Origin of the sequence: Duncaniella muris (assembly GCF_003024805.1) — a bacterium.
Lineage (GTDB): Bacteria > Bacteroidota > Bacteroidia > Bacteroidales > Muribaculaceae > Duncaniella > Duncaniella muris.
Map to the genome: position 1 here is coordinate 1 of NZ_PUEC01000017.1, position 18,615 is coordinate 18,615.

The window sequence follows — 18,615 nt, forward strand, 5'->3', positions numbered from 1 at the left end:
AAAAGCATGGGGACTGAACGTTAGTCACGGGTTTTGCCACCCCCTAATCTGCCTTGTTCCATGCTTGTGATGCCTGATATTTGAAGATAAATTTATTCAAAAACATTTAACCGTACAAATGTACGACCCTCTAAGCCTCAGTCAATGAACCCGCTTCCTGCTCATGAAAACCACACCTCCACCAGCTCTCCGTTTCCCTATTGGCCCGCTGCGCGATGACGGATCAGTCAGCCGTTGCCACAATCTGCGTCCCGCCGCCGCAGGCAGTTCCCTCGTGCCTGTCGGACCGCCCCGTCACCTCACATCCCAGGTCATTCCCGGCGCCAGGCTTCTGCCCGGCGGAGTTTTCTGCGACTCCGCCGGAGTGCTCACCCTCTTCTTTGCCGATGACAGCGGACTCCTCTGCTTTGACGGTCAGGAAGTCTACCGTCCAGCCGGAGCCTCAGGCACTCCCCGCTGTGCCGTGGCCACCGGCGAAAGTCTTCTGCTAATGACCTCCGAGGGTGAAGACCCTCAGATGCTGAGCCGCGACAGCCTCAGCGGACTTTGGACCACCCGCAGTGCCTCTGAACTCCCGCCGCCCCTGACCATAGAGCGCACTGACCAAGGCCTGGTCTCAGCCACGATCGACGCCCGCAGCCTCCGCGGCAGCTACAGCTCGCGCTCCGCCGGTCTCACGTCGGCCGATCTTGCCTCCATGCAGTCGGCGCTGACCGAAGCCTATCTCGCAATAGGCGACAGGGCAGTGGCCCGGCGGGTGTTCTTTCAGCCCGTCATAGCCCGCTACCGCCTCCGCGGGGCCGACGGCCGTGTCATCTACACCTCCCAGCCCGTGCTCCTCGGCCCTGACAGCGGACCGCAGCTCACCGGAGCCGCCTTCAGCCTCAGCGGCGGCTCTCTCAGCGAGGTAGCGGCCACTACTCTCACCGCCCGCACATTCAGCCTGCGTCTGCGCGGCAGTCTTGACGGACTGTGGGCCCGGACGATCAGCAGCGTCGAGCTCCAGGTAAGCCCGCAGCTCCATCCGCTTGAAGAGAACCTCCGTGCCGCCCACACCCTCGGCTCGTTCACGGCCACCTCGGCAGTGCTCTCGCTGCGCCTGCCGGGAGTGCATGACAGCCTCGCCTCACCGGCCGCTCCGGCCACGCTGCTCAGCTCGCAGGTGGCCGCCGTCCTTGCCCGTCTTGACAGCGGCGCGCTCGAAACCCTCGGCTCAGCCCGCTTCGACAGCGCAGCCGGAGAGTGGGAAGGGCTTGAAAATCCCTGGTATGCCGACCGCCGCGACTGCCGGGCCGATCTTAAAGCCCTGCGCTCTGTGACCGGCGCACCGGTGAAGCCGCTGACTCCTGTCGGCGAGGCCATCCGCGCTCTGAGTCCGCCCCACGTGATGAACGCATCAGTCATGGGCCTCAGCGGCGACTGCATAGTGGCCGGCGGACTGTCGGCCCGGCGTTTCAGCGGCAGTCTGCCGGCCGAAATGGCCGTGAAGCTTGACAGCGGCTCCGGCGAGGTTCAGCCAATGGCCGTGAAAGTTGTCTTTGCCGACGGATCGTCGGTGGTACGCAGTGCCGTAGGGAAAAGCCCTGCCGTCAGCCTCCTGTCGCCGCTGCTGGTCTATCCCTCGCCTGACGCGGTGGAGATGAGGCTCTATTGCGGCCGCTCGGTGCTCCGCGTCAGCCTCCGCCCCGATCCTTCCGGCTCGATGGCCTACTGGCTCCACCCCTCGGCCGCTCCGGTGGAGCTGACCGAGTCGCTTCCGGCCTTCGTGCTCCCCGCCTCAGCCCCCGTGTCGCGCCGTTTCCCCGGAATGCTTGCCGTCAGCACCCTTGCCTCGCCGCTTTCGCCTCAGGCCGCTGTGGAAAACGCCGGATCCGCCCCGGTAGCCATCACAGCCGCCGTAGGAGGAGCCTCAGGCTGGGACTCTGAAAGCTCACGCTTCTATCTCTTCGGGCAGTCGGGCATACAGAGTCTGACGGTCAACTCCTCGCGCAGCCGCCTGACGGTGCGCACCCTCGATCCGCGCCCCACTTCCTGCAGTGAGGCAGTCTGCGTTATCTCGGCCTCGGTCGCCGCCATTGCCGGAGGCGATCTGGTCAGCGTGAGCGGGCGCCGTGTCACCACCATCAGGCCCTCGGCCGGAGCCGTCAGACTCGGCTATTCAGGCGCTGCCGATGAATTGTGGTGCTTCCCCGCCGCGGCCTCAGATCCGGTGACCGTCACCTCGCCTGACGGTCGTGTGCGCTTCACCCGCAGTTGTCAGCCTCTTGCCTCGCTTCTGAGCCATCCGCCCGGACTTTGGGGCGCAGGAGCTGACGGCAGGCTCTATGATCTCACCCAAGAGCTTGATGAGGAATGCGAGATAGCCTTTGCGGCCTCGGTCTCGGTCAGCCCCGGCGCACCGTCAGCGCTTTGGCGCCGATTTGTGATGCCCTTCAGAGGGCAGGTTGGCGAAGGCAGCGTCAGTCTGCTCGGCGACAACGGCTGCGGCGGTGCCTACTCCGATCTGCTTGCGTCTTATGAGATCGCCGGGTTGCTGACCCATCTGCCTCCGGTGGCACTCCACGCTCCCCACCGTCACCGCTTCACACTCTCGCTCACCGCCCGCGTGGCAGTCGGAGACTTCCGCATCGGGCAGTACTAAGAGGTTGTTATTAAACACCCTCTGAAAACCTCTTGACTTATGAAAGAAATACTCCTTGAAAACGCGCGGCGCAATGCCGCACTTGCCGATGATCCGGATCCGGTGACAGGCGATGCCTCGGATCCCACCCGCGTCCCCTACAGCTTCGGCGGAAAGACCTACTGGATTCCGGCCGAAATGCTTGACGACCCGAAACTCCGTCTTGCAGCCTCTGAACGCGACTTAGCCCGCCTGCGGTTCAGATATGACTTCCCCTTCTGGGCCGTCAGCTGCGTAGTGATCACCGACAAGATCTCCTCGCGCGACATCCCTTTCCGCCTCAACCGTCCGCAGCGCAGGCTCGCAGCGCTTCTTGAGGCCGAGCGCCGCGCCGGACATCCTCTGCGCCTGATCATGCTCAAAGCGCGCCAGTGGGGCGGCTCGACTCTGATACAGATCTACTTCGCCTGGATACAGATAATCCACTGCCGTGGCTGGAACTCGCTGATCTGCGCCCATGTCAAAGACACCTCGGCCACCATCAGAGGCATGTATTCACGCCTCCTTGCCCGCTATCCCGAAGAATACTGGGAAGAGGAGGTGAAACCCGAATTCCGCCCCTTCGAGCGCATGACCAACACCCGCGTCATTCCCGGCCGCGAGTGCAAGGTGACGGTCTGTTCGAGCGAGAATCAGGAAGCCACACGCGGCCAGGATTATGCGCTGGCCCATCTCAGCGAGGTGGCTTTCTGGAAAGACTCGCCGCTCCACAATCCCGCCGACCTGCTGCGCTCGGTCACCTCAGGCATTGCCTCCAAACCGCTCTCGTTCATCGCTATGGAAAGCACCGCCAACGGCACCGGCAACTTCTTCCACCGCGAATGGATGCGCGCCTGCACTCCGGGACGCAGTGACAAGATTCCATTCTTCGTGCCCTGGCATGAGATAGACATCAATCGCTCCGAAGTAGACGATCCGCAGCAGCTCTGGGACTCACTCGATGCCTACGAACGCAGTCTGTGGACCGACCACGGCTGCACTCTGGAGGCCATAAAGTGGTATCACGACAAGCGGCTCGGTTTCCCCGACCACCGCTCGATGAAGGCCGAATATCCCACCGTGGCCGCCGAGGCCTTCGAGTCGACCTCGCGCGGAGTCTTCGCCCCGGCTGATGTGGAACGCCTGCGCGCAGGCTGCGGCGAGGAAGGCGAGAGGGGAGAGGTGGTGCTCTCGGAGCAGGGCGATGTCAGCCGTCCCGGTGGAGTGCCCCGCTTCTCACCCTCGCCCCAAGGGCTTTTCGTGCGCTGGAAAGAGCCGCGGAGGGGCGGGGCCTACATTGTCTGTGTCGACATCGGGGGCCGCTCGCGCGGGTCGGACTATTCGGTTATCTCCGTGCTCGACCGCCACACCGACACCCTCGGACGGCCGGAGATAGTGGGCCAGTGGCGCGGCCACATCGACCATGATCTTCTCGCAGCCAAGGCTTCGGCTATCGGACGCTATTTCAACAATGCCATGCTCGTTGTAGAAAGCAATTCATGGGAAAGCTCCTCGGAGGGCCACGGCCACTACATCTTCGAAACTCTCAGGCAGTCATATCCCTACCTCTACTGCCGCAGCGGCGAGAGCGGTCAGCGTCTGCCGGGCTTCCACGTCAATGTACGCACCAAGGCGGCGCTGATAGCCAATCTCGTGGCCTATGTGCGCGACGGGGCCTACACCGAGCGCTGCCCCACGGCCTGCGATGAACTGATGCAGTATGAGGCCCTGCCTGACGGCGGCTATTCGGCCATGAAGGGCTGCCATGACGATGTGCTGATGACGCGCGCCATCTCGCTCTACATCCACGCCTCCACCCAGTCCTCGGTGGCGCTCCGCTTCACCCGCGAGGATCTTAACGCCATCCTGCGTCACTGCATCAGGTGAACACCCTCTTAAAAAAACAAACCGTTGCCGGTCTTTTCGACTGACAGCGGTTTATATTTTTTGCTCTCTTTTTGTTTGTTGAAGGGGGGCAAAAAGAGATAATCCCCCAGGAGGCGGGCTTTCTGATTACTTGCCTGCTGCGATAGACTCCTTGCGGAACTGCTTGAGGAGTTTTTCGATTTCGAGAGATGCTTTGCGTGCGCGGGCACCGGCAGCTTTGTTGCCGTTTTCAACCTGAGCCTGTGCGTCTTTTGCGAAAGCTTCAAAGTTGGAAGCGAGCTGTTCAACGAGAGTTTTCATTGCGATGAGTTTGAGATTAAAAGATTAATAAAAGATAATTGAGAGTAAGAGGGCCGGAAAGTATAGGCTTGCCATTATGACCTATTGCTCATGTTGCAAATATACGGACAAAAAAGTTATATCTCCAAGAAATCTGTTAAAAATTATTTGCTAAAAGCCCTATAATCCACTCTTTTTGCTTTTTTCGATGCCATATCGGCGCTTTTTTATAACTTTGAAGTCCAGATTTCAGCAAAAAAATGATCGACTGCCATAAATTCACACTCTCTAACGGACTGCGGGTCATCCACAACTATGATCCTTCGACGGCAATGGTTGCCGTCAACGTTCTCTACAACGTAGGTGCCCGCGATGAAGACCCCTCGATGACCGGCCTGGCCCACCTGTTCGAACACCTCATGTTCGGAGGCTCGGTCAACATCCCCGATTTCGATGCCGAGATGGAACGCGCCGGCGGCATGGACAACGCATGGACCTCGAATGACTTCACAAACTTCTATGACGTGGCCCCGGCCCGCAATTTCGAAACACTTCTCTGGCTCGAAAGCGACCGTATGCTCGGCCTGGCCTTCTCGCCAAAGGCGCTCGAAGTGCAGCGCAGCGTGGTGATCGAAGAGTTCAAGGAAACCCATCTCAACCGCCCATACGGCGATCTCCACCACTATCTGCGCGGACTGGTCTACACATCGCACCCCTACCGCTTCCCGACCATCGGCAAGGAGCCCTCTCACATCGAGAAAGTGACCGATGCTGATGTCAGACAGTTTTTCTTCACCCACTATGCGCCTAACAACGCCGTGCTCGCCGTCAGCGGCAACGTCAGCCCGGAGCAGGTGCGCGAAAGTGTGGAGCGCTGGTTCGGCTCCATCCCCTCGCGTCCGGTCAGCCCGCGCCAATACTACCGGGAACCTCCGGTCACTGCGCCCCGCGAGCTTGAAGTAAGCGGAGCCGTCCCTCAGACCTGTGTGGTGGTGGCATATCCCATGCCAGGCTACGGAGAGCCCGGCTATATAGAGTGTGACCTTATCACCGACATTCTCGCCTCAGGCCACTCGTCGCGCTTCTATCGCCGCCTCGTGCTCGGCGACGACCTCTTTGCCACAGCCGACGCCATGATCACCGGAAGCGAGGAGCCGGGAATGCTGATGCTCCAGGCGCGTCTGACCGACAACTCGGCCCAGGCGGCCTGCACAGCCGTCAGCCGTCTCAAAGACGAGGCCTCGCGGCTCTGCTATCATGCCGGCCGCCCCGACCGCCTCTCCTATGTCCACGCCGAAGCCCGTCCTGACGGCGTAAGTCCCTTCGAGGTCGAACGCGCCATCAACCGCTTTGCCAGTGAATTCACCTTCTCATCGCTCAGTTATCTGCAGCGCGCGCAGTCACTCGCTATGGCCGAGATGCACGGCGAGGATATCAATGACATCGTCCCGGCCTACCGCAGGGTGACCACCTCATCGGTCGTAGCCACCGCACGCCGTGTGCTCGATCCCACCCATGCTTGCACGCTCATCTACCGCCCCGAAGAACGAATCGGAGGTTAAAAAAACTTAAATAAGGCGCTCTTCCTCTGTGGGTAAGTCGCTTGATTTGCTGAAAAAACTAAAATTTATTAACTTTGCACTCAGAAAGTCACGGAGGAGGCCACGAGCTTCCTCCATTGTTTTTATAAGTGCGAAAAGTACAAATGATTGACAAGAACGAAGTCCGCCGCCTGGTGGAAGAGGCCATTGCCGGAACCGATGCCTTTGTGGTTGACGTGACCGTCTCGGCTGCAAACGATATTGTGGTGGAGCTTGACAGCGCCACCGGCATAGATCTCGACTTCTGTGCCGACCTCAACAGAAGTCTCAACGAAAAACTCGACCGCGAGGATGAGGACTACAGCCTCGAAGTGGGCACCGCTTCGCTCACCGCACCATTCAAAGTCAAAGGCCAGTATGAGAAGAATCTCGGCAACGAGGTCGAAGTGCTGACCCGCGACGGCAAGAAACTCAAGGGTGTGCTCACAGCCGTGACTGACGAAGACTTCACCCTCGAAGTCACCCGCAAGGTCAAGGAACCCGGAGCGAAGCGCCCCGTGATGGTGGCCGAGCCGACGGTGATCCCTATGGCCCAGGCAAAGCAGGTCTGCTACGTCATCAACTTCAAGTGAGCGGCCGCAGACCGGTTTTTTAACAGACAGAAGAATAAAAAAGTAAACACAAAGATATCATAACCACCCCTATGGCAAGAAAAGAAGAAGCTCCCAACATGGTGGAGCGTTTCGCCGAATTCAAGGAACTGAAAAATATCGACAAGACCACTATGATCAGTGTGCTTGAAGAGTCATTTCGCAACGTGCTCGCCAAAATGTTTGGCACCGACGAGAATCTCGACGTCATCATGAACCCCGACAAGGGAGACGTGCAGATCTTCCAGAATCTCGAAGTAGTGCCTGACGGCGAAGTCACAAACCCCAACCTCCAGATCTCGCTCACCGACGCCCGCGCCGATGACGATCCCGACGTGGAGATCGGCGAGGAACACACCAAGGAAATCTTCTTTGCCGACTTCGGCCGCCGCGCCATCCTCAACCTCCGCCAGACCCTCCAGTCGAAGATCCTCGACCTGCAGAAAGAGGCAATCTACACCAAGTTCAAGGAACTTGAAGGCCAGCTCGTGTCAGGCGAAGTATATCAGACCTGGTCACGCGAGACTCTGCTGCTCGACGATGAGAAGAACGAACTTCTCCTCCCCAAGAGCGAGTCGATTCCCGGCGACTTCTTCCGCAAGGGTGAAAACGTGCTTGCCGTTATCGCCAACGTCGACAACAAGAACAACAACCCGAAGATCACCGTGTCACGTACAAACGAGACCTTCCTCCGCCGCCTCTTCGAACGCGAGGTTCCTGAAATTGTCGACGGTCTGATCAACATCCGCGCCGTGGCCCGCATTCCGGGCGAACGCGCCAAGATTGCAGTCGAGAGCTTTGACGACCGCATCGACCCCGTGGGCGCATGCGTGGGAGTCAAAGGTTCGCGAATCCACGGCATCGTCCGCGAGCTCCGCAACGAGAACATCGACGTGATCAACTACACCGCCAATCCCCAGCTCTTCATCCAGCGCGCTCTCAGCCCCGCCAAGATCTCAAGCATCCACCTCGATGAAGAAGAGAAGAAGGCTGAAGTCTTCCTCCACCCCGAAGAAGTCTCGCTGGCAATCGGTAAGGGCGGTCTCAATATCAAACTCGCCTCGATGCTCACAGGCTATGTGATCGACGTCTACCGCGACAGCCCTGAAGAAATCGACGAAGATATCTATCTCGACGAATTCAAGGACGAGATCGACGGCTGGGTTATCGACGCCCTCAAGGACATGGGCTGCATCACCGCCAAGAGCGTGCTCCGCACCCCGCGTCAGGAACTCATTGACAAGGCCGACCTTGAGGAAGACACCGTTGACAACGTGATCCGCATCCTCAGCGCCGAATTCGAAGACGAAGCTCCCGCAGCGCCTGCTGAGGCTCCCGCGGCCGAAGAAGCCGCTCCCTCGGCTGAAGCCGCTGTCTCTGCCGAAGAAGCTCCCGCCGAAGAACCAGCTGAATAAGCACACAAGGCACTGTGATGCCTTCCGCCGGCGGAATTCCGCACCTCTCCTCCTCAATAAAAATTGTAACACCAATCTCTCAATATGCCGAGAATAAAAATAAGTCAAGCCGCTAAAGAATTCAACGTCACTATCCAGTCGTTAGCTGACCAGTTGAGTAAAAAGGGTATCACAATCGATGCCTCGAATCCTAACACCCGTCTGGATGAGAGCGCCTATGATATCCTCGTCGAGGCTTTCCAGCCCGACCGCAAGGAGCGCGAGCGTATCGACCGCATGCGTCAGAAAGAAAAAGAAAAATCAGCTGTCGCTACTTCATCTGACCGTGAAGCGGCTGCCTCTGTCTCCCACGGACCCCGTGTCATTGGCAAGATAGAGCTTGACAAAAACAATAACCCCATACCTGCGGCTCCCGCAAAGCCTGAGCCTGCGGCAGAGACCATAAAGGACGCTGCTGCCGAGGCTCCCAAGGCTCCTGAAGCCCCCAAAGCCGAAGCTCCTGCGCCTAAGACTGAGCCTGCGAAACCCGCAGCTCCCGCCCCTGAGGCTCCGAAGGCTGAGACCAAGCCTGCCGAGCCCGCTCAGGCTGAACCTGCCGTGAAGAAGGAAGAGATGAAGGCCGAAGCTCCCAAGCCCGCCGCGCCTGCGGTCGAGGCCCCCAAGGCTCCTGAAGCCCCCAAGGCTGAGGCTCCCGCGCCCAAGGCTGAAACTTCTGCCCCCAAGGCAGAACCCGCCAAGGCCGCCGCGCCTGCAGTCGAGGCTCCGAAAGCCCCTGAGGCTCCCAAGCCGGCGGCCCCCGCACCCACGGCTCCGGCGGCTCCGAAAGCTCCTGAGGCTCCTAAGGCCGAGGCGAAGCCTGCCGAACCGGCTCCTGCAAAACCTGCGGAAGACGAAGTGTTCCGCTATCAGTCTGACGCCCAGGTAGTGGCTCCCAAAGTGGTGGGCCATATCGACCTGTCGGCCCTCAACCAGTCTACCCGTCCGAAAAAGAAATCAAAGGAAGAGCGCCGCAACGAACGCATCAAGGGTGCGGCCGGTGCCAATGCCTCATCGCAGGGCGGCGACCGCAAGAAGCGTCGTCGTATCGGTGGCAAGGTAGACATCGAGAAAGCAGCCCAGGGCGGTGAGAACGCCGGTGGCAACAACGGCGGAGGTGGCAACAACCGTGGCGGAAACGGCGGCGGTAACAACAACGGCGGCGGCAACCGTGGCGGCAATGACCGCGGACGTGGCCGAGACCGCGAACGCAACAAACGTCCGGTTCACACCGAAGTCAATGAAGAAGACGTTCAGAAGCAGGTGCGCGAAACTCTCGCCCGCCTGACCTCGAAAGATAAGAACCAGAAGAAAGGCGCCAAGTGGCGCAAGGAAAAACGCGAGGCTGTGGCCCACCGTGCCCATGAAGCGGCCGCCGAGGCAGCTGCTGAAAGCAAGGTGCTCAAGCTCACAGAGTTTGTGACCGCCAATGACCTTGCGGTAATGATGGACGTGCCCATCAACAACGTCATAGCCACCTGTATGAACCTTGGTGTGATGGTGTCTATCAACCAGCGTCTCGACGCCGAGACCATCAACATCGTGGCCGAGGAATTCGGCTACCAGACCGAATACGTTTCGGCTGAGGTTGTGGAAGCCATCCAGCAGGAAGAGGATTCGGAAGACGAACTCGTGACCCGCCCGCCGATCGTGACCGTCATGGGCCACGTAGACCACGGCAAGACTTCGCTTCTCGACTATATCCGCAACGCCAACGTGATCGCAGGCGAGGCCGGCGGCATCACCCAGCATATCGGTGCCTATAACGTGAAACTCTCGGACGGCCGTCACATCACCTTCCTTGACACTCCGGGCCATGAGGCCTTCACCGCCATGCGTGCCCGCGGTGCCAAAGTGACCGACCTCTGTATCATTATCGTCGCTGCTGATGACAATGTCATGCCGCAGACCATCGAGGCCATCAACCATGCCTCGGCTGCCGGTGTGCCCATCGTATTCGCCATCAACAAGATCGACAAGCCCGCTGCAAACCCTGACAAGATCAAGGAAGAGCTGGCCCAGATGAACTATCTCGTAGAGGAATGGGGCGGCAAATACCAGTCGCAGGACATTTCTGCCAAGAAGGGCATCGGAGTAGAGGACCTCATGGAGAAAGTGCTTCTCGAAGCCGAACTCCTCGACCTCAAGGCCAATCCGAACCGCCGCGCCACCGGTTCGATCATCGAATCGTCGCTTGACAAGGGCCGCGGCTATGTGGCCACAGTGCTCGTGCAGAACGGCACACTCCGTGTGGGCGACATCATTCTTGCCGGAACCCACTTCGGCCGCGTGAAAGCTATGTTCAACGAACGTAACCAGCGCATCACCGAGGCCGGTCCCGCCGAACCTACCCTCATCCTGGGTCTCAACGGCGCTCCGACTGCAGGCGACACCTTCAATGTGATGGAAACCGAGCAGGAAGCCCGCGAGATCGCCACCAAGCGCGAACAGCTCCAGCGCGAACTCGGTCTGCGTACCTCCAAGCGCACCACTCTCGAAGAGATCGGCCGCCGCCGCGCCATCGGAAACTTCCACGAGCTCAACATCATCGTCAAGGGTGACGTCGACGGCTCGATCGAGGCTCTTTCCGACTCGCTCATCAAACTCTCGACCGAAGAAGTCAAAGTCAACGTGCTCCACAAGGCTGTCGGCGCCATCTCCGAAAGCGATGTTACCCTCGCAGCCGCCTCTGATGCCATCATCATCGGCTTCCAGGTGCGTCCCTCGCAGGCCGCCCGCCGTGCCGCCGAGCGTGACGGTGTGGAGATCCGCCTCTACTCGGTCATCTATCAGGCCATCGAGGAGGTCAAGGACGCGATGGAAGGCATGCTCGCCCCCGAAATCAAGGAAGAAGTCATCGGTACCGCCGAAGTGCTTCAGACATTCCGCATCTCCAAGGTCGGCACAATCGCCGGTGCCATTGTCCGCGAAGGACGCATCAAGCGCAGCTGCAAAGTGCGCCTGATCCGCGACGGCATTGTGCGCTACACCGGTGAGCTCGGATCGCTCAAGCGCATGAAGGACGATGTCAAGGAAGTCACCTCTGGCTATGACTGCGGTCTCTCGATAGCCGGTTACAACGACGTGCAGGAAGGCGACCTCATCGAAGCCTACGAAGAAGTCGAGGTTAAGAAGACTCTCTGACCTGGGGGACTGATACGGACCCTGAAAGGAGAGTGAAAGGAAAATGAAAGGATTAAGTGCCGCAGCTCTATGACGCACAATATCCATATCAACATAGGCTCAAACAGCGGCTGCCGCCACGCTCTGATCGAGCGCGCGGCAGCCGCCGTTTCTTCCGCTCTGGGCGGAGAGGTGCTCCGCTCGGATATCATCGAGACCGAACCCTGGGGCTTCGAGTCAGACAATACCTTTCTGAACCTTGGTCTCATGACCGTGGTCTCCCTGCCTGACAGCACCGACATGGAAGCATTTGCCATAGGTCTGCTGAGGTGTCTCAGAGAGATTGAGCGCGGAATCGACCCCTCGCCCCACCGCGACAGCGAGGGCCGCTACATTGACCGCGCCATAGACATCGACCTGATAGCCGTAGGTTCAGTTGTGGTCTCGCTTCCGGAGCTCATCATCCCGCATCCCCGCATGCATGAGCGCTATTTTGTGCTCCGGCCTCTGTCGCAACTCGATCCGTCGTGGCGCCATCCGCTCCTCGGACTGACCGCCGTGCAGCTTCTCGACAGCCTTGGCTGACCTCGCGGCAGGTCTGAATCCCTCTCCCGGCTCTGGGAAACAACAGTCGACCAAAAACAACCCGAACCAATCCAACAATCACATCAACCGAATGTCAGACAGCGGACTCAAACAGAAAACCGCCAAGGGGCTTCTCTGGGGCGGAATAGGCAGCGGCACCATGCAGCTGCTCAATCTGCTTTTCGGCATATTCCTGTCAAGACTTCTCTCTCCGGCCGACTACGGTGTGGTCGGGGCGCTGACCATATTCTCGGCTATGGCCGGACTCTTTGCCGAAAGCGGCTTCACTCTGGCTATAGTCAACAGGAAAAACATCAGCCATGACGACTACAACGCCGTGTTCTGGTTCAACATTGTGGCTGGACTCGGCCTCTACGGGCTGCTTTTCGCGCTTGCCCCGCTGATAGCCCGCTTCTATAATCAGCCCGAAATGGTGTGGCTCTCGCGCTTTCTCTTCCTGGGCTTCCTTTTCGGAGGAATAGCCACCGCGCCGTCGGCCTACTTCTTCCGCAATCTCAATGTCAAGCTCCGCAGCCAGATACAGATCTGCGCCATACTTCTCTCCGGCACCGTCGGTGTCACCTGCGCCGCGTTCGGATGCGGCTACTGGGGCATAGCGGCCCAGACGGTCACCTATTCAGGCTGCAACGCGCTGCTGCTGTGGCTGCGTTCGCCCTGGCATCCCACGCTATCGTTCCGCATGGCCCCGCTGCGCGAGATGCTACCATTCAGCACCCGGCAGCTGATGACCTCGCTCTTCACCCACATCAACAACAATTTCTTCTCCGTGCTGCTGGGCCGCTTCTACGGAATGCAGCCCACGGGTTATTATACGCAGGGCAGCAAGTGGACCACTATGGGCTATTCGACCATCTCCGGAATGCTCAACAGTGTGGCCCAGCCGGTGTTTCGCGAGGCATCCGAAGAGCGTGAGCGCCTCTGCCGGGTGTTTCTCAAAATGCTCCGTTTCACCTCCTTTGTCTGCTTTCCGGCCATGTTCGGCCTGGCAATCGTGGCCAGAGAACTGATTGTGCTGAGCGTGACGGCCAAGTGGCTTCCGTGTGTGCCGGTGATGCAGATTCTTTGTGTCTGGGGCGCATTCATGCCTGTGGCTACTCTCTACGGCAACCTCTTCAACAGCATTGGCCGTCCGAACATATATATGTGGAACACTATCTCGCTGGGGCTCATGCAGCTTCTCTGTGTGATGCTCAGTTACCCCTACGGGCTGACGGTGATGCTTGAGGTCTATGCCGGAGTCAATGTATGCTGGCTTTTTGTCTGGCACTATTTTGCGGCCCGACACATCGGGCTGCGCCTCTCCGGGGTGCTTAAGAGCATGATGCCCTACATAGCTGTGTCACTTGCAGTCATGGCCGTCACGGTAGCCGCTACCGCACGGATCGAAAGCGCCATTGTCTCGCTTCTTGCCAAGATCTTCATGGCCGCCGCGCTCTACGGTCTGCTGATGTGGAGGCTGAAATCCGTAGTGTTCCGCGAGAGCATCGGCTATCTGACCAAAGGGCGCCTGAAACTCTGAAAAAATTTATTTGCAATAACTCTGAAAGGATATGGATATACTTGAGAATGTCACGGTGATAATCCCGGCCCACAACAGGCCGGAGCGTCTGCAGCGCCTGCTCGATTATTACAGAGGCACAGGCTTGCGGGTGATTGTCCCCGACTCGTCAGACGCTTTGTTTACCGGGCGTATGGATCCGGAACAGGTGGTCTATCTCCACCGTCCGGGTCTGCATTTCCTGCTTAAGATAAGGGAGATACTGCCCATGATCAGCACGCGCTATGTGTTTTACTGCGCCGACGATGACTTCATAGTGCCCGAAGCGGTCAGTGAGATTGCGGAGTTTCTTGACCGGAATCCGTCATACAGCTGCGCGCAGGGCCACTATCTGACCTTCACCCCCTGCGGTGACGGCGTGCGCTTCACTCCCCGCTATATCCGCAATTTCGACAGCCGTGTGGACGGTGACAGCGCCGTGGAGCGGCTGACCGGCCAGCTCGGAATGTATGCTTCGGTGCTCTATGGGGTGGTGAGGACCGATGCTTTCATCCGCACCTATCAATATTGTTTCGACAGCAAGGGTGAGCCGCGTTTCCGCAATCTGTATCTCGCAGAGGAGTTTTTTCATAACTCGATGCTGATCCACGGCTGCTATGCCACCTTGCCTTGCTTCTACAGTGCCCGCGAGCAGATACGCAATTCAGCGGCGCAGATCACCGTGCCTTCGTCGGTGATCAAGAATTCGCCGGAATACCGGCCGGAGTTCGACGGCTTTGTCCGCGGGCTCACACTTCTGCTTTCGGAGTGCGCCGGGATGCCGGAGTCTGAGTCCGAGGCTCTGATCAGACGTGTGGTTTCGGCGCCTGCCGACAAGCCTTCCGTTTTGTTCAAGCGCCGGGTCAATGCTTTTCTTGACCGCCATCCTCTGCTTGGCTGGGCCTCACGGCTGTCAGTATGGCGCTATCATCAGAAGGGGCTGAAAGCCGTGAGAGGACTTCAGAGCTATCCATGCACCTTCTCCACCCCGGCCACCGAGGCTATTGTCAGGGCGGTCAGGTCGGGGGGACAATGAGGAAAAGAGTTGTTGAAAAAGAATTTCTGCAAAGATAAGACATCCGCCGGGAGTGCGATAATGCGGAGAGGCCCCTTCCGGAGCGGTAAATCGGTGTCCTCGACCGGACACCATATGCAGGAGGTGATCGCAAACCCGTGACACCTGCGCGCTTTGCGCTTCGGTGTCACGGGCTATGAGTAAACCGATGTCCTGTCGGACATCACCATCCGGCCTCAGTACGCGCAGCGTGATCCGGACAGTTCCCATGTCAGACGAGATGTGTTCCGTCCGGGCTGTTGATGTCGGGTTTCCGGCAATGCGGGTTTCGTCCTGGCCGTGGTCGGCGGGTGTCCGGCAGGACACCGATTTACTCATAGCCCCCGACACCGTAGCGCATTGCGCGTAGGTGTCGGGGAGAAGACATTAAAACCAATGTGGTGTCCGGTTGAGGACACCGATTTACCGCTCCGGATGGTCTCGGAATTCGCGGCACCCGGAATCCGCTGTGCCTAAATCATTTCACATTCGGATAGTTTTCGACGTTTCAACCGGGTTTTGCAGCGAGACCCGAAAAAAGTGCCTCCGGATGCTGAAAGACCAGGCATCCGGAGGCGTTATGATTTCAGTGTTCCCCGATGTTATGCTGTGGCGCATTCAGAGGGGGGCGGTTGTCTTAGAGGTCGTTTTTAGACAATCTCTTATTTCTTGTTTTTGATTTTTTCGAGCTGACGGTCGAGGGCTTCGAGACAGAGGTCAATGGCTTCTTCAAAAGTGTCGGCGGTCTTGTCGGCTACCTGTTCGCGTTCCTGGGGTACGCTCAGGCTGACGATGGCCTGTTTATTGAGGGCTGTTTCGGGTTTTACCACACGAAGCGAAACCTCGGCGCTCATCACTTCGGGATAACGGCGGGTCAGCTTCTCGATTTTCTTGTTGATGAAAGAGGTCAGTTTTTCGCTGATGTCGAAGTGGATGGCTTTGATGTTAGTTTCCATTTTTTCCTCCTTTTTTTAATGCACGCGGATGTGCGAGTTGGTAATTATGTTTAAGTTCACTGTAGGTCACATGGGTGTAGACCTGTGTAGATGTCAGAGACTGGTGTCCGAGCAGGGTCTGGACTGAGGTGAGAGGCGCTCCGGAGTTGAGCATGTCAGTGGCAAAGGAGTGGCGCAGCACGTGGGGGCTCAGCCGGCTGGCATGGACTCCCTCTTCGGAGAGGGTGCGGTGGACCACGTTGTAGACAAATTTCCGGTAGAGCGGAAGTCCGTCGTCGCGGACCAGGAGCGGTGCTGTCGGGTCGGCCGGAGAGATGGCGGTGGCCGGAGAGGAGTCGCGCGTCAACCGATAGTCTTCTATTGCCTGGCAGAGTTCGGGCCCGATCGGGATTATTCTCTCCTTATTACGCTTTCCGAGCACTTTTAGTTCACCTCTGGAGGTGTCGGTGGCGCGGTCGAGCAGGCCTGTCAGCTCAGAGCAGCGGATGCCGGTGGAGTAGAGCAGGTCTATGATCAGACGGTCGCGGAGTTCGGCGAAGGTGTCGGTCGGGGCGTCGTCAAGAACGCGGGCTGTGTCGTCGGGGCGTATGTAGACCGGAAGGTCTTTGGGTATTTTGGCGAGTGTAAGAGCCGATGCGGGGTTTGATTTGAGCCCGTGGTGACACATCAGAAAGCGGAAAAATGATCGCAGCGATGAAGCCTTGCGGCGGATGGTGCGGGGCGAGCGGCCTTCGCGGCCCAGAGAGCCGATCCACTGGCGCAGATCCGAGGTGGTGACGTCAAGCGGGTGCAGGAGTTCGGGACGGCCTGCCGTGGCAAAATCGGCCCACGCCATGAGGTCGGTGCGGTAGGCACTGACTGTCAGCATCGAGTAGTTGAGCTCGTGGCTGAGGTGGTCGAGGAATTGATTGATCAGTTCCATAACATTCGGGGCTTCGGTTGGTTTGCCGTTAGCGCGAATATAGGAAATGTTTTTGTAAGAAGCAAATCTTTTTGCGCTGATTTTGCAGGAAACTTCTCAGGCGGGTGCGGGTTGAAGGTGGGAGAGGAGAGAGGAGAACGGGCCTACAGGCTGATGGATCAGGCTGATATGGAGGGGGCGAGGAGCATGCTGGCGGGTATGGCGGCGCCGAAGGGGAGCAGGCAGTGGATAGGGTCGGCTCCGAGGCTGCCGGTGGTCTGCACGACGGCGAAGACGGTGCCGGCGCTGTCGAAGTTGTAGGCTATGTTGTAGAGGACCACTGTGGCGGTGATGAAGAGCAGTTCGATGATGATGGCGGTGATGAGCGTTGCTGCCGAGGGTACTTTGAAGCGCAGGAGCGGGACGGCAGCGTAGCGGGCTATCAGTATGAAGGGGAGCATGATGGAGAAGAAGAGGCAGATGAAGGCCCAGGCGGTGGTGACGGGTGAGTTTTCGGAGAATATGTCGAGTCCGTCGAGGATGTTGGGGTTGCCGGTGACGGAGTAGACTATTATGCCTGCTACGAGCGAGAGGATGAGGCAGAGCATCACGAAGGCTACTATGGCGCAGACCATTCCGAAGAATCCGAGGATGAATTTGGCGGCTATCGAGAAGAAGGTGTTGATGAAGGTGGCGAATGACGATGAGTTTTCGTCAGGCACGGGGGCTGCGGGGGGTGTGGAGTTGTTGATCACGGTCTGGCCTATGTTGTCAAGCGTGACGGGCTGGCCTTGCATTTCGAGGATCTGACGCGGGGTGTGGGCCACGGGGATGATCATCCATGCCACCATGTAGACTATTACGCAGGGCCAGAAATAGGTGCAGACGGTTAGGATGGTGGCGAGGATGCGCATGACGGTTACGTCCCAGCCGAGATACTGCGCGAGGCCGGCTATGACGCCTCCGAACACTTTATGGCGCACGTCGCGGTAGAGCCGTTTGTGGATTGGCGGCGGGGGCGGTGTGGCCTGACCGGTGCTGTGGCGGCTCTGTGGGGCTGCTTTGGGGTCGGGAGGGGTGGCGCCGGTCGGTTCGCTGCTGTGGCGGGAGGTGCTGTCAGGGTCTTCTTCGGAGAGTTCTTCGGGACGGCCCATTGTCTCGATGACGCGGTTGACGTCATCAATGACGATTACGTTGGCTCCGCGGGCAATGCGTTCTTCGAAGTGTTCGGAGATGCGCTGTTCGATGTCGTTGACTATCTCGTCGGCTTCGTTGTCGGCGAAAGTGGCCCGGAGCTGGGAGAGGTAGTCGAGGAGGAGAGTGTAGGCGTCTTCGTCGATGTAGAAGATTTTGCCGTTTATGTTGGCGGGGAAGCTCTTTTTCATGTCAGTCTTTGAGTCTGAGAGGGTTGGGTGTGATGGGTGTTATAATAGGAGGGTTTGCGAGGAGGAGGTTGACGGAGTTGCTGATCTCGTCCCAGGAGGCCTGGAGCTGTCCGAGGAATTCGAGCCCAAGCGGGGTTATGGAGTAGTATTTCCTCGGCGGCCCCTGGAGGGATTCTTCCCATCGGTAGGCGAGGAGTCCGTCATTTTTGAGGCGGGTCAGCAGCGGATAGAGAGTGCCTTCCATTACGATTAGATGCGCTTCTTTTAGCCGGGCTATCATCTCGGAGGCGTAGGCGTCGCCGCGCCTGAGTATGAGCAGTACGCAGAATTCCAGCATTCCTTTGCGCATCTGGGATTTCAGATTGTCTATGTTCATGATTTTTGGATATTTTTCTGTCGGAGTGACTACCGGTTTTGTCTCTCGGACGTTGCAAAGGTAGGGATTGGCAAGGTACTATGCAATACATAGTACTATGAATTAACAAAAATTAAATCTTTCACCCTCTTAGTGTCGCGTTTTTCTGTTCCGGATTGTTATATTTGCAATAAACAATTGCATAAAGATATGCTAATCTCCAAAAATAAA

At 58.4% G+C, this 18,615-nt stretch carries 14 protein-coding genes; 9 read left to right on the plus strand and 5 right to left on the minus strand.

What is annotated here, in order from left to right; all coding sequences use genetic code 11:
• Positions 1-163: 163 nt before the first annotated feature.
• Positions 164-2,641 (plus strand): hypothetical protein, encoded by a 2,478-nt coding sequence (locus tag C5O23_RS08095; protein ID WP_107032445.1) that lies wholly within the window; start codon positions 164-166, stop codon positions 2,639-2,641.
• A 39-nt stretch (positions 2,642-2,680) separates the two neighbouring features.
• Positions 2,681-4,546, plus strand: coding sequence for a hypothetical protein (locus C5O23_RS08100; protein ID WP_107032446.1), 1,866 nt, complete (start codon positions 2,681-2,683; stop codon positions 4,544-4,546).
• Positions 4,547-4,672: 126 nt separating this feature from the next.
• Here the strand turns inward: C5O23_RS08100 and C5O23_RS08105 are convergent, their stop codons facing one another.
• On the minus strand, positions 4,673-4,846 hold the full coding sequence (locus tag C5O23_RS08105) for a histone H1 (protein WP_107032447.1): 174 nt from the start codon (positions 4,844-4,846) through the stop codon (positions 4,673-4,675).
• A 239-nt stretch (positions 4,847-5,085) separates the two neighbouring features.
• On the opposite strand from C5O23_RS08105, the gene C5O23_RS08110 reads away from it, so the two are divergent.
• From C5O23_RS08110 to C5O23_RS08140, 7 genes are all read left to right on the plus strand, one after another.
• Positions 5,086-6,387, plus strand: coding sequence for a M16 family metallopeptidase (locus tag C5O23_RS08110; RefSeq protein ID WP_107032448.1), 1,302 nt, complete (start codon positions 5,086-5,088; stop codon positions 6,385-6,387).
• Between the two features lie 143 nt (positions 6,388-6,530).
• Positions 6,531-6,998, plus strand: coding sequence for a ribosome assembly cofactor RimP (gene rimP, locus C5O23_RS08115; RefSeq protein WP_107032449.1), 468 nt, complete (start codon positions 6,531-6,533; stop codon positions 6,996-6,998).
• A gap of 71 nt (positions 6,999-7,069) precedes the next feature.
• On the plus strand, positions 7,070-8,431 hold the full coding sequence (gene nusA, locus C5O23_RS08120; protein WP_107032450.1) for a transcription termination factor NusA: 1,362 nt from the start codon (positions 7,070-7,072) through the stop codon (positions 8,429-8,431).
• Between the two features lie 84 nt (positions 8,432-8,515).
• Positions 8,516-11,611: a translation initiation factor IF-2 gene (gene infB, locus C5O23_RS08125; protein ID WP_107032451.1), complete on the plus strand. Its 3,096-nt coding sequence runs from the start codon at positions 8,516-8,518 to the stop codon at positions 11,609-11,611.
• Between the two features lie 69 nt (positions 11,612-11,680).
• Positions 11,681-12,175, plus strand: coding sequence for a 2-amino-4-hydroxy-6-hydroxymethyldihydropteridine diphosphokinase (gene folK / locus C5O23_RS08130; RefSeq protein WP_107032452.1), 495 nt, complete (start codon positions 11,681-11,683; stop codon positions 12,173-12,175).
• Between the two features lie 91 nt (positions 12,176-12,266).
• Complete coding sequence (locus C5O23_RS08135; protein ID WP_107032453.1) at positions 12,267-13,715, plus strand: lipopolysaccharide biosynthesis protein; 1,449 nt, start codon at positions 12,267-12,269, stop codon at positions 13,713-13,715.
• 31 nt (positions 13,716-13,746) lie between these two features.
• A complete protein-coding gene (locus tag C5O23_RS08140) occupies positions 13,747-14,769 on the plus strand; it encodes a TIGR00180 family glycosyltransferase (RefSeq protein WP_107032454.1) in 1,023 nt (340 codons plus the stop codon).
• Positions 14,770-15,449: 680 nt separating this feature from the next.
• On the opposite strand, the gene hpf is transcribed toward C5O23_RS08140, so the two are convergent.
• From hpf to C5O23_RS08160, 4 genes are all read right to left on the minus strand, one after another.
• Positions 15,450-15,743, minus strand: a complete 294-nt coding sequence (gene hpf, locus C5O23_RS08145) for a ribosome hibernation-promoting factor, HPF/YfiA family (RefSeq protein ID WP_107032455.1) — start codon at positions 15,741-15,743, stop codon at positions 15,450-15,452.
• Positions 15,733-16,665 (minus strand): tyrosine-type recombinase/integrase, encoded by a 933-nt coding sequence (locus C5O23_RS08150; protein ID WP_107032456.1) that lies wholly within the window; start codon positions 16,663-16,665, stop codon positions 15,733-15,735. Before C5O23_RS08150 ends, hpf begins: the two co-directional genes overlap by 11 nt.
• A 158-nt stretch (positions 16,666-16,823) precedes the next feature.
• Positions 16,824-18,029: a PspC domain-containing protein gene (locus tag C5O23_RS08155; RefSeq protein WP_107032457.1), complete on the minus strand. Its 1,206-nt coding sequence runs from the start codon at positions 18,027-18,029 to the stop codon at positions 16,824-16,826.
• A 1-nt stretch (position 18,030) separates the two neighbouring features.
• A complete protein-coding gene (locus C5O23_RS08160; protein WP_107032458.1) occupies positions 18,031-18,405 on the minus strand; it encodes a PadR family transcriptional regulator in 375 nt (124 codons plus the stop codon).
• Positions 18,406-18,615: the final 210 nt, after the last annotated feature.